This is a genomic window from Flavobacterium ichthyis (genome assembly GCF_009915155.1).
Classification (GTDB): Bacteria; Bacteroidota; Bacteroidia; order Flavobacteriales; family Flavobacteriaceae; genus Flavobacterium; species Flavobacterium ichthyis.
The window spans coordinates 31,211-44,294 of the sequence record NZ_JAABLM010000003.1 but is presented as its reverse complement, the minus strand read 5'-3'; the positions used below and the strand labels follow the sequence as shown (position 1 = coordinate 44,294).

General features: G+C 36.7%; 7 protein-coding genes. 1 reads left to right on the top strand and 6 read right to left on the bottom strand.

The features are described 5' to 3' along the window. Window positions 1-5: 5 nt before the first annotated feature. The 3 genes from GV828_RS03095 to GV828_RS03085 all read right to left on the bottom strand — a co-directional run bounded on the left by GV828_RS03095 (window position 6) and on the right by GV828_RS03085 (window position 2,335). Window positions 6-872, bottom strand: coding sequence for a nucleoside phosphorylase (locus GV828_RS03095; RefSeq protein WP_166536011.1), 867 nt, complete (start codon window positions 870-872; stop codon window positions 6-8). A gap of 96 nt (window positions 873-968) precedes the next feature. Continuing rightward, complete coding sequence (locus GV828_RS03090; RefSeq protein ID WP_166536010.1) at window positions 969-1,301, bottom strand: translation initiation factor; 333 nt, start codon at window positions 1,299-1,301, stop codon at window positions 969-971. An 83-nt stretch (window positions 1,302-1,384) separates the two neighbouring features. After that, the gene (locus GV828_RS03085) at window positions 1,385-2,335 is read right to left on the bottom strand and encodes an isopenicillin N synthase family dioxygenase (RefSeq protein ID WP_166536009.1); all 951 of its coding nucleotides are present in this window, start codon (window positions 2,333-2,335) and stop codon (window positions 1,385-1,387) included. A 193-nt stretch (window positions 2,336-2,528) separates the two neighbouring features. On the opposite strand from GV828_RS03085, the gene GV828_RS03080 reads away from it, so the two are divergent. After that, on the top strand, window positions 2,529-4,505 hold the full coding sequence (locus tag GV828_RS03080) for an alpha-ketoacid dehydrogenase subunit alpha/beta (RefSeq protein ID WP_166536191.1): 1,977 nt from the start codon (window positions 2,529-2,531) through the stop codon (window positions 4,503-4,505). Window positions 4,506-4,731: 226 nt separating this feature from the next. Here the strand turns inward: GV828_RS03080 and GV828_RS03075 are convergent, their stop codons facing one another. The 3 genes from GV828_RS03075 to GV828_RS03065 all read right to left on the bottom strand — a co-directional run bounded on the left by GV828_RS03075 (window position 4,732) and on the right by GV828_RS03065 (window position 13,010). Next, window positions 4,732-5,532, bottom strand: coding sequence for a TIGR00266 family protein (locus tag GV828_RS03075; RefSeq protein ID WP_166536008.1), 801 nt, complete (start codon window positions 5,530-5,532; stop codon window positions 4,732-4,734). A 76-nt stretch (window positions 5,533-5,608) separates the two neighbouring features. Next, a complete protein-coding gene (tamL, locus tag GV828_RS03070; protein WP_235935406.1) occupies window positions 5,609-7,927 on the bottom strand; it encodes a translocation and assembly module lipoprotein TamL in 2,319 nt (772 codons plus the stop codon). Next, on the bottom strand, window positions 7,920-13,010 hold the full coding sequence (locus GV828_RS03065; protein WP_166536006.1) for a translocation/assembly module TamB domain-containing protein: 5,091 nt from the start codon (window positions 13,008-13,010) through the stop codon (window positions 7,920-7,922). The genes tamL and GV828_RS03065 overlap by 8 nt, the downstream gene beginning before the upstream one ends. Between the last annotated feature and the right edge of the window lie 74 nt (window positions 13,011-13,084).

Below are 13,084 nucleotides of genomic sequence, written 5' to 3'. Positions count from 1 at the left end.
AAAATTTATTGAACCAATTTATCTAAAGTATATTTAATCAATTCATCAACAGCTTTATACGGGTCTTCACTAAAAGTTCCGCTTGCACGGTTTGCAATGATAGTATTTAACGACAAAGCATGATGTCCTAACAAAGCCGACAAACCATAAATAGCAGAAGTTTCCATTTCAAGATTTGTAATTCTAGTATCTTCAAATTGAAAGTTATCCATTTTGGCATTCAATTCTGCATCTTGAATACCAAGACGTAAAACTCTTCCTTGTGGACCATAAAATCCACCAGCAGTTGCGGTAATTCCTTTAAACATTTTATCGCTTTCTATCAGTTGCTCTAGTTTATCGCTGCACTTGATAACGTAGGGTTTTCCTTTTCTTTCATCCCAATTGGTATGTTTGATGAAAGCCTCTTCTATATGTGGATTGGAAACTTCATCAATCAAGTAGGAGCGAAGCATGTTGTCCAAACCTAATCCGTATTTTGACATCACAAAACTGTCCACTGGAATATCTTCCTGCAAAGAACCTGAAGTTCCGATTCTGATGATATTCAAAGAAGTAAGTTCTTCTTTCGGCTGACGTGTTTCCAAATCGATATTGACCAAAGCATCTAATTCGTTGAGGACAATATCGATATTATCAGGTCCAATTCCGGTTGACATTACTGTTATGCGTTTGCCTTTATAGATGCCCGTTTGGGTTTTAAACTCTCTTTTTTGGGCTGAAAATTCTATTTTTTCAAAAAACTGCGTGATTTTTTCCACACGATTTTGGTCACCAACGAAGATGATGTCGTGTGCAATATGTTCTGGTTTTAGATTTAAGTGATATACACTACCGTCCGGATTTAGGATTAATTCTGATGATTGTATCATAGTAGCCCCCTAACCCCCAAAGGGGGCATTCCTATTAGGGGTCAATAGGTTTTTTTATTTATATGTTTTTTTGGTTCCCCATTGGGGATTAGGATACTATCCACCTACACGTTTTACTTTGAAGCCTTTTTCTTTGAGGATGTTCATGATTCTGTCGCGGTAATCGCCTTGAATAATGATTTCGCCATCTTTGAAACTTCCGCCAACGGCTAATTTACTTTTTATTTCTTTGGCAAGTATCTTAAAATCTTCGTCTTCGCCTTCATAGCCCGAAATTATGGTGATTGGTTTTCCTTTTCGCTTTTCATATTTGCAAAGCATTGGTTCTTTTTGAACAAATAATTCGTGGTCTTTTTCCTCAACAGCTTCTGGTTCGTTTGAAACCTGATGGTCTGGAAAAAGTTTTTTTAATTGGTCTTGCAAATCCATATTTGTAAAATTTTCAAAAAATAAATTCCAAATTCCAAAAGTACAATATTTGGAATTTGGAATTTTATTATTGGAATTTGGTACTATTTTTTAATTAATCCTAAATCAACCAAGCGTTCATGCAAAAATTCTCCCGCTGTAATGTCGTCGTATAATTTTGGATTTTTTTCATCGATACAATTTTCTAAACAGTCCAACTTCATATCACTAACCGGATGCATAAAAAACGGTATAGAATATCGCGAAGTTCCCCACAATTCTCTCGGCGGATTTACCACTTGATGGATTGTAGATTTTAGTTTATTATTGGTATGACGTGAAAGCATGTCACCCACATTAATCACCAACTCATCTGGTTCCGCAATCGCATCAATCCATTCACCTTTGTGATTTTGTACCTGCAATCCGCGACCTTGAGCTCCCATTAAAAGCGTAATTAAATTTATATCGCCATGAGCTGCAGCGCGAATAGCATTTTCTGGTTCTTTTGTAATCGGTGGATAATGAATCGGTCTTAAAATCGAATTGCCTTCTTCGGCATATTTGTCAAAATAAAATTCGTTTAGACCTAAGTGCAATGCCAAAGCTCTCAAAACGTAAATTCCAGTTTTTTCAAGCATTTGATAGGCTTCTTTTCCTACTTTATTAAATTTTGGAAGTTCTGTAACTTCAACATTATCTGGATATTCTGAAGCCCATCTTGAATCTTTATTTACATATTGACCAAAATGCCAAAATTCTTTCAAATCGCCTTCTTTCTTGCCTTTTGCATGTTCTTTTCCAAAAGAAACATAGCCACGTTGACCACCAATTCCTGGAATTTCATACTTTTCTTTTGTTTCTAGAGGAAGAGAGAAAAAATTACGGATTTCTCCATACAATTCATCCACTAATTTGTCATCTAAAAAATGACCTTTTAAAGCAACGAAGCCAATTTCTTCAAATGCTTTTCCGATTTCATTTACAAATTTTTGTTTACGTTTCGGGTCGTCCGAAAGGAAATCACGCAAGTCAACACTAGGAATATTTTGCATACTCTTTTAAAAATAGATGTTAATAACTTTGCTTTGGCGTAAAGCCTTATTATCACAAATGTAAAATTATTTATGTGAAACTTCTTTCAAAAGTTATTAACAATTGAAAATTCTGCAACATTGTGTCGCCAAGCTGTTATTTTTTTATACTTTTGGGCAACCTAAAAATGTACGCAAACCTTTTCGTAAAATGATGAATTTCGACCGCCAAAACTTAAGCAACGAACAACTTTTAGATTTATATAAAAGAATTTTAAAACCCCGATTGATCGAAGAAAAAATGTTGATTCTCATCCGTCAAGGAAAAGTTTCTAAATGGTTTTCTGGTATAGGGCAAGAAGCAATCGCTTGTGGGGTTACCGCGGTTTTAGACCAAGACGAATATATCCTGCCAATGCACAGAAATCTTGGTGTTTTCACCGGAAGAAACATTCCTTTATACCGTTTATTTTCGCAATGGCAAGGCAAAAAAAATGGTTTTACCAAAGGTAGAGATCGCTCATTTCACTTTGGAACTCAGGAATTCAAAATTATTGGAATGATTTCGCATCTTGGTCCACAATTAGGGGTTGCCGACGGAATTGCTTTAGCCAATAAATTAAAGAAAAACGGAAAAGTTACGGCTGTTTTCACAGGAGAAGGAGCTACGAGTGAAGGCGATTTCCATGAAGCCTTAAACATTGCTTCCGTGTGGGATTTACCGGTAATGTTCATCATTGAAAACAACGGATACGGACTTTCGACACCTACAAACGAACAATACCGTTGCGAAAATCTCGCCGATAAAGGAATTGGTTACGGAATGGAAAGTCATATTATCGACGGAAATAATATTTTGGAGGTTTTTAATAAATTATCGGTACTCAAAAAATCCATGGTTGAAAATCCTCGTCCGGTTTTGTTAGAATTTAAAACTTTCAGAATGCGTGGTCACGAAGAGGCGAGTGGTACCAAATATGTTCCGCAAGAGTTGATGGATATGTGGGCGATTAAAGATCCAGTGGACAATTACAGAAAATATTTAAAATTAACCGATGTTCTTTCGGAAGAAACTGACGACGAAATTCGTGCTGAAATCAAGAAAGAAATCGATGAAAATTGGGCAATGGTGCAAACCGAACCCGAAATTGTCGCCACGTTCGAAGAGGAACTCAACGACGTTTACAAACCATACAATTTCGAAGAATTTCAACCTTCAGCCGAATCTCAAAATATAAGATTAATTGATGCCGTTTCCCAAAGTTTGAGTCAATCAATGGAACGCCACGAAAATCTAGTCATTATGGGACAAGACATTGCCGAATATGGTGGTGCGTTTAAAATCACAGACGGTTTTGTGGCAAAATTTGGTAAAGAAAGAGTGCTCAACACGCCAATTTGCGAAAGTGCCGTAGTTTCTGCCGCAATGGGGCTTTCCATCAACGGCCATAAAGCCATAGTCGAAATGCAATTTGCTGATTTCGTTTCTACAGGTTTCAATCCCATCGTAAATCTTTTGGCAAAATCGCATTACCGTTGGCTGGAAAAAGCCGATGTGGTAGTCAGAATGCCATGTGGAGGTGGAACCCAAGCAGGTCCGTTTCACTCGCAAACTAACGAAGCCTGGTTTACCAAAACGCCAGGTTTAAAAGTCGTTTATCCTGCTTTTCCGTATGATGCAAAAGGCCTTTTGAACACCGCAATCAACGACCCGAATCCGGTATTATTTTTCGAGCACAAACAGCTGTACCGAAGCGTTTACCAAGAAGTTCCCGAAAATTATTACACTATTCCGTTTGGGCAAGCCGCCACCATACGTGAGGGAAAAAATGTAACGATTATTGCTTTTGGAGCGTCCGTTCATTGGGCTTTGGAAGTGCTCAATAACAACCCGGAAATTTCTGCCGATTTGATTGATTTGAGAACTTTGCAACCCCTTGATACCGAAACCATTTTTAATTCTGTGAAAAAAACGTCTCGTTGCATTATCGTTCAAGAAGACACCATGTTTGGCGGAATTGCCAGCGATATTTCGGCGTTAATCATGGAAAATTGTTTTGAATATCTCGATGCACCGGTAAAACGTGTGGCTAGTTTAGATTCTGCGATTCCGTTCACCAAAGCTTTGGAAGATCAATTTTTAGCTAAAGGAAGATTAGAAAACTCGCTGAAAGAATTAATGGCTTATTAATTCTTTTTTAGGAGCTGTCTCCCGCATTTCTCTTAAATAAAACACTGGCTTTTTTGTTCCCGGGATTTCTACTTCTCCCGAAATTCCGGGACGAACTATTGGAGTGGGTAATTAGGTACTAGGAATTTTTTAGTTGTAATTGTAGCCGAAAATTCCAAACACAAAACCCATTTTCTCCAATAACCCTTCTGCCGGTCGCAAAACTTCGGAATCGCTCCTCAAAAAATTAAAATCTATTATCGCCGTCGAGCAAGTTGCCCAAGCCGCCAAGCAAACTACCTTCGCCACGTTGTTGACCGCCACCTTGTGGTGCCGAAGCATAAATTCTGCCGGCCAAACGGCTAAACGGCAACGACTGGATGTAAACAATTCCGGGTCCGGTTAAGGTGGCGTAAAAAAGTCCCTCGCCTCCGAAAATAGTGTTTTTGATTCCGCCAATAAATTCTATGTCGTAATCAACCTCTTTGGTAAAACCCACGATGCAACCGGTATCGACTTTTAATTTTTCGCCGGAAGCCAATTCTTTTCTTGCCAAAGTTCCGCCTGCGTGAACAAATGCCATACCATCGCCTTCAAGTTTTTGCATGATAAATCCTTCGCCACCAAATAGACCACGACCTAATTTCCGGGAAAATTCAATGCCCACGGTAACGCCTTTTGCGGCACAAAGGAAAGCGTCTTTTTGACAGATAAATCTTCCGCCGAATTGTTGTAAATCAATGGCTACAATTTTTCCGGGATATGGCGAAGCAAAGCTTACTTTTCTTTTGCCATTAAATTCATTTAAAAAAACGGTCATAAAAAGGCTTTCGCCCGTAAGTAATCTTTTTCCTGCAGAAAAAAGTTTTCCCATCATGCCTTGCGTTTGGTTTGAGCCATCGCCAAAAATAGTATTCATGCTAATGCCGCTGTCCATCATCATAAAACTTCCGGCTTCGGCAACAACGGCTTCTTGAGGATCGAGCTCAATTTCTACGTATTGCATTTCTTCGCCAAAAATTTGAAAATCAATTTCGTGTGCATTCATAAAATTTGTGTTTTTTGATTGATTTTTTGTGTACTAAAATACCGAAATTTAAGTTTGAATCAAAATAGTTGGATTTTTAAAATGGATAACCAATTGCTAAATTGAACACTAAATTTTCTTTCCGCCAGGTGCTACTTCCGAAATTAATTTGGTCAAAAACCCAGCGATCGCCTTCTGGCAAATATGGTTTTCTGATGGGGAATGCGAGGTCTAAACGCAGGATTAAAAATGATAAGTCTAATCTTAAACCAGCTCCAGTTCCTACCGCTAATTCGTCTAAAAATTTTTTCGAAAATTCGGCACCTTCACGTCTATCATCTTTGTTCATTAACCAAATATTTCCAGCGTCAACAAAAATAGCGCCGTGAACCACGCTAAATAATTTGGCTCTATATTCGGTATTTAATTCTAATTTAATATCTCCTGATTGATCCGGAAGAAATGAGTCTTCGGCAACTTCTTTTCTGAAAGTTCCGGGACCAATTGACCTTGCCCGGAAAGCACGGATACTATTGGTACCACCAATAAAAAATTGTTTGATAAACGGCAGCTGATCAGAATTCCCATAAGGAACACCAACTCCCGCAATCACGCGACTCGCCAATTGAGAATTTCTTCCCAATCGCAAATAATGGCGAAATTCATGCTCCATTTTGGCAAATTGACTAAACGGAACACCTAAAACTTTTTTGGGATCATCTGGATTTCCGCCCGCGATTAATCCGGTAATCGTAGCCGAAAGGTCTAAACTTCCTTTGTAATAAAAAGTATTTTTTCGGCGGCGTTCCATGGTATTGGTATAAGTGTAACTGTAATTTGGACCGAAAATTAATTGGTCTTCTATTACTCTTGCCAAAGCCGGATTTTCGGGGTCTTCGGCTGTTCCATTTCCAATAATTTGTTGGTTATATTCGTCTGTTACATGACCGGATCTTACGAAGGTAATTTCGGTTACATTCAATTGATGTTCTTTTCGCACATTTTCTTTCCAGAGATATCCAAATGAGCTTTTAAATGTATTTAAGGTATATAAACGCTGGCGTTGTTGGTGTTCGAAACCAATCATAGCGCGAGTTCTCGGCACAAATTCGCTTGAAGATTTTAAGTTAAACGGACTGATAAAACGAGGCCAAACCAAACTGGCTTCGCCACCAAAACGATATACATTATAACCTCTATTTTGTCCTGAAACTTGAACTTCTATTCCGCCAAATCCTGTTAAAGTCAATAATTCTGCACCTTTGAAAGTGTTTCTATTGCTCCAGTTGACATTTAATTCAGTTCCAGTATAGTTGGCAGAATTTGTTTTGGCCAAAACTTCAACTCTTATGGATTTTTTTGGTAAAGGTGTCAAATAATAAAATGCATCTAAGCTATTAGAGGTCGAATCGGCAATTTCAAATTCATTTTTTACGAATTTAAAATTACCTAAATTGATCAATCGGTTTAATGACAAATTATGGTCAGTTCTATTATAAACATCGCCTTTGTTGAATGCGAGTGATTCATCGAAAATTTTTGGCTTAAAAGTTCTAATGGTATCTATGATGGTTAAATCTTTGTATTCTTCCACATAAGCATTTGGAGAACGCAAGCTGTCATCAGCATTTAGGGAATAATTTGGATAAATGGTGATGTCGTTGATGGTGTAAATTTGTTTTGCGCGATTAGGTGTTTCGTCTTTAACTTTTACTATTAAATCTACTTCTTTATTTCCAACAGTAGAATCGACTTGAACCAATAAATAATCCGGACTGAAGAAAAAATATCCTTTTTCTTTAAGTCTTCCGTCAATACGTTCACGTTCGGCTTTAATTCTATCTAAATCGTAAGGACGACCTTCACGAAGGCGACTTCTTCTGGTTACTTGGGCAATGTCTTTGCTTAATTGCGAAGAATCTTGCGGGAAAGTGACGCTTTTAATTTTGTATTGAGGTCCGGGTTTTACAATATATTCTGCAGTAACTTTTCGGTTTTTGCTATGTCCGGTTGAATCTGATTCGGTTGCGGTTTTGAAAAATCCTTTGTTTTCGGCATAATTTTGAAGAATACTTTCGTTGTATTCCATATCGACTTGGCTGAATAAAACGGGTGGTTCTCCCACTTTATTTCGCAACCAATATCTAAAACCTTTGTCTTTTTTAGGTTCTCCGGCAATGTTGTAGAAGTATAACTTTGGGCGAAGACCCAAAAATGAACTATTAGGTTTAGGACGCAAAAGCGGTTCGAGTTCTTTTTCTAATTTTTTTCTTTCTGATTTTGAAAGCAAAGTATCTTCCACCGTTACTTCGCCACCAACGTACAATGCATCACCTTCCGGAAGGTATTTTAGGTTGCTGCAACTCCATAAAAGTAGGGCTGAAACGGCAAGACTATATTTAAAAAGTTTATTCATCGTCGGATTTTTTTTCTGCATTTTTATTGGTTTGTTCTTCTAATTCTTGGTTAGATTTGGCTTTCTCGGCTTTTTCTTTTTCCCGTTGGCGTTGTTTTTTTTCACGATTTAAGCGCGACATTTCTTTTTCTTCGGCAGTTCTATGAAATAATTCTCGGAATTTATTGTAATCCATGGTGATGATAAATCCAACTCCGGTTTCAATCACTTGACCTTGCAACGCTACTTGGTATTGGTTTTTTCGATACGCTCGAACCATGTAACGACCGTCTTTGGTTAATTGATAATCTACTGAAATATCTCCGGCAATATTGGTAGTTTCCTCGTTAGATTGTTGTGGACCTTCGAGACCGAAACTACTCCCAACGGTCACTTTTAATCTATCGTTTAATAATCTTTTGGATAAACCAACGTTTAAGTCTGTTCTATCTTCACGCGAACCAGTTGTGTAATCTTCGCGCGATTGTAAGTCAAAATCAAGTTCCACACCTTGAACTAAATCTGCCGCCAAATTATTTAATTGTTGTGAAAGAATTTTACTCACACTTTGCCGTGCAATTGCTCCGGCATTGGTGCCTCCTGCTTCGCTGGCAAAAGGATTTTCACCAATAAATCTTCCTAACAATAACAAGGCAAAAACCTGTTTGTTTAATTCTCCAGGCTCTTGACGAATTTGTGCCAATTTGGTTTTGGTCAGGTTCGTCACTTCGGTTGAAACGGTATTATTGCCTTCTGGTAAAACGATGTCGAAAGAAATTTCTGGCTTTAATAATTCGCCGTTCATTTTTAATAAAGTTTCAAAAGGAATTCTTTGTTTGAAAGTATTTCGGTTGCTTACAATTTGATTATCAACCAAATCAATTGGAGCCGTTTCAATTTCATAAACAGCGGTAATATTTACGTCTGCCGCCATTGGTTCGCCTTTCCAAAGAATATAACTTCCTTTTTGTATTTCGAATCTTCTTTTGATAAAATTAAATGACATTTCGTAAGCGCCTTCTTCAAATTCATATCTTCCGGTTAAGGTGGTTTTTCCAGATTCGTCAATACCTCCGGTGAGTTGTGCTTCGCCTTTTAAATTCAAATAATCACCATTTCCTTTATCGATTACCAAAGTTAATTCTGCTTCGCGAACAATTTCAATATTTACCGAAACATCCATTCCTCGAAAATCTGACTGGTTTAACGAATCGGCGACTACAAATCGCTCATCAATTGTCATTTGGTCTTGATCGATAAATTCAACAATGCCTTCACGATCAGCAATTGACGGATCTGATTGAGGCAGAACAACGGTCAAATCAGTATCCTCATTAATTTTTAGTTTTCCGTTAATAATCGGTTTATTCAAATCTCCTCGGACATTTAAATTTGTATCGATGAATAAATCGCCATAATACAAGTCGTTATCTTTTGCCGTTGAACTTACTGCTTTAAAATTGTCAGCTTTTACGGTCAAGCCAAAACCAAAATCGGTATAATTGGTAGTGGCAACATTTCCGTCAATCACCAAAAGATTGTCATCTACATCAGAAACAGAAAATTTATTAAAATTAATTCCAGAGTTTGTAAAAGAAATTTTATCGTTCATGTCATCAAAATAGGAGGCAAGCTGTTTTACACGGAAACCAATTTCGTTGAATTTCAATTCTCCAATTACACTCGGCTGCGAAACACTTCCTGTAATATTCATGTCTCCCGAAAGAAATCCTGTACTTTCAGTAATATTTCCCATGGTAAAACCTTGAATACTTTTCATGTAAAGTCTGTCGATATTCAGGTTCATATTTAAAGCGTTATTGTCGGTTCTGTAAGTTCCCGTAAGATTCACCTGATTGCCTTCGCCACCAGTGATGGCCACATCTGTATTTAAAGTATTGGCAACGTTATTGTCCACTTTTACCGCAATATTTCCTACGGTATCTTGTTTGAAAGTAAATTCATCTATGTTTAAATCTGCGGTGAAAGTCATGGTTTTAGTAATGTCTTTAAGCAAAACATTTCCGTTGATTTTTCCTCCGGCAAGCAAAGTATCTTTGGCAACAGCACTTGTAATGGTAGCAATTTCAAAATCTTTTAAAGTAATATCTACTGGAGCATTGGCGGCTTCGGATTGAGATTGAATGGCAATTGAACTACTATCGTTACGCAATTCAAAATTATTGGCGTAAATTCCGGTTGAACCGAAACGAACCACATTTTCGCGATCAATATCCCAAGGTTCGTAATTTAAAACCAAGCCATCGGGTTCCAAAGAAATTTGCGTAGCATTATCTTCAGCCTTTAAATTTCCGGCTAGTAAATATTGGTCTTCTTCTTTAGTATCTCTAATTAATAAGGTATAATTTACCCGATTTTCCTTCACATCACCAGAAATACTCGTGTACGGTAAATGAATTTCACCACTATGAATATCGTCAATTACCAAACTATACACCAATGCATCTTCGTAAGTTTCTACATCAATTTCGCCATTGGTAATGGTATTTGAGCCATAAATCACTTTCGGAATTTTCCCGTTAACAGTAATCGAATCGCCTTCGGAGTTGTAATTTGCCGTTAAATTTATAGGCGAAAAACTTTTTAAACTTGGCACCAATTTGTACAAAATAGGATCATCTTTCACCACTAATTCTAAATCAAATTGTTGCGGAAGCGATGATTTTTTTTCTGAAGTTGGATTGGCATCGTAATATTTTGCAATAGAATTGGTTAACGCCGTTCCAATTTGGTCATACTGATAATTTCCTTTGATGAAAGCATTTAAAAATTGTGATTGCAAACGAATACTATCGCCTTCGGCAGAGGAAAAAGCGTCAATTTTAATCGAGTCTAACGCATAAGTTTCTTTGGCATCAGCAATTAAAAAATTGTACATTCTGATTTTGCCGTTGAGGTTTTCCGGACTCGAATCGTCAATATCAGCATTAATAATTCCGCGTAATTTCATTGGTCCTGCGTGAAGATTTAACCGCTGTAGATCAGCAATATCTGTGTTTAATTTAAGTTTCACAGCAGGATATTTTCCTTTAAAATTTCCTTCGGCGTCTAAATCAAAAGTCAAATTCACATCATTCATTCCGGCTGTGAGGTCAAAATTCCCCTGACGAATTTCTCCATGAAGCTGTAAATCTCGATAAACGTAACGATTAAATTCCGCACTTTGCAATTTTCCATCAATCATAGCATTTGCGGTTTCAGGATTCAATCCGGTTCCTTTAACTTTCGCTCTCAAACTGATTTTTCCCAAGGAATCATTTTTCAATAATTGGCCCAAATCAAAATTAGAAATCACGGCATCGGCATCATATTTTTCAAAATTTTTACGTCTTTGGTCAAAAAGTGCTTTGATTTTTGCATTTCCAAAACTGCTTTGTAAATTCAAATCTGTATTAAAATTGTTGATTTTTCCTTTAAAAAAACCGTTCAATGCGAGTTGTGAAGGAATTTGAATGTTCGCCGGAATGGTTCCTTTTGGCACAAACATATTAATATCTTTTGCCGAAGATTTTAGTTGGTTAATTTTTAAATCAAAGTAAGCATTTTCAACATTTGGCAAACCCGTAATTTTTCCACTGGCGTCAACCACGGTAGAACCAATTCCGCTGATTTGCAGTTTTGGGATTGACAAATTATTTACTTTTCCAGCAATTTTGCTATCGATGTACAAAATCGCGTTGGGATTATTTCTAAAAATATCCTGACTTTTCAACGTGGGTACAAAAAGCAATATGTCTTTAAAACCAATTTGACTTTCTTGCAATGAAGCCTGGATTCCCAAATCGCCAAGATTATCAGAAATTTCTGATATATTTTGATAGGTTACTTGAATTGCATCTTGCAAGGAAGTTTGAGGCGTTTTTACCAACAAATTTTTTAAAGTAGCACGTTTCGGACCATAGAAAAAATCGGTTTCAAAACGTTGCAAGTCCAAACCACTTTGGTCTTTTATTGAAAATTGCGCAATGTTGCCATAAATTGTGTCTTTGCTGTAATATAAATCTTTTGCTTTTAAATTTAAATTGCTAATATTCAAATGTTTAAAGTCAATCCCTTGCGAAACCTTTGGCGAATTTTCATCATTAAATTTAAAATTTATATTTTGAATTGAAGAATTGGCCAATTTCACACGCCAGTTTGGAGCAGTTGCTTCGAGCGTTTCCGGAGCGTCAACTTCAATGGGTTTATCGAGTTTTCCAAAAGTTAAGCCACCAGAAATACCATCGATTTCAAATTTATCTAAATCAATCAATTGCTTTTTGAGATTGATGGCATTAAATTCAACCAACAATTTTTTGAGCTTAATTCCGGTATTCAAAGAAGAACCTTTGTTGTCAAAACCAACGTCTATGTTTGCCAAAGAAATTTCGCCTAATTCCAAACTTAACTCCGGACTTTTTACTGCTTCGTCCGTAACTTCCACAGTATTTTGCGCGACTTCCTGAACAATTTCGCCTTGTTTGAGCATTACTTTAAAACCATCTAAATTAATTTTCGGAATGGTAAAATCCATTTTATTCAAGTCAAATTTTGTAATTTTGGTGTCGAAATGATGCAAATAAGCAGTCAAATCATTTTTCGAAATTTCATCAGCAAAACGCACGCGAATTCTGTCAAGATTTATATTTTTCACCGAAATTTCCATTGGAGTAGAAGTGGTGTCTTTGGGCTCGTTTGACGCAAAAGCATCAATAATATAATCAAAATTAAAAACCGAATCTTTATTTCGTTTTATAGTTGTGGTAATTCCTTGTAAATCAACGCTATTTATTTCTATGGTGTTGTCCAAAAGTTTAAATAAACTGATATCTACTTTTAATTTTTCTCCGGCCAAAAGCGTGTCGCCTTCCTGACTTTGAAAATAAACATCGCGAATAATCACATTTTTGGGCAAGCCAATTTCAATTCTTCCTACGGAAACTGGCGTTTTGATTTTGTTCTCCAGATAAGAAACGGCTTGATCTTTTAACAAATTTTGGAAATAAGGAATTTGGATTAAAATAACAATCAGCAAAAACAATCCGATAATTGACCCAATGATCCAAGCGAGAATTTTAAGCGATTTTTTGACGTATTTGTTCAATGTGGTAATTTTTATTTGTAACTAAATTTAACACTTTTGCACTTCAATTTTATTAAAAAAATGTAAAATTTGTT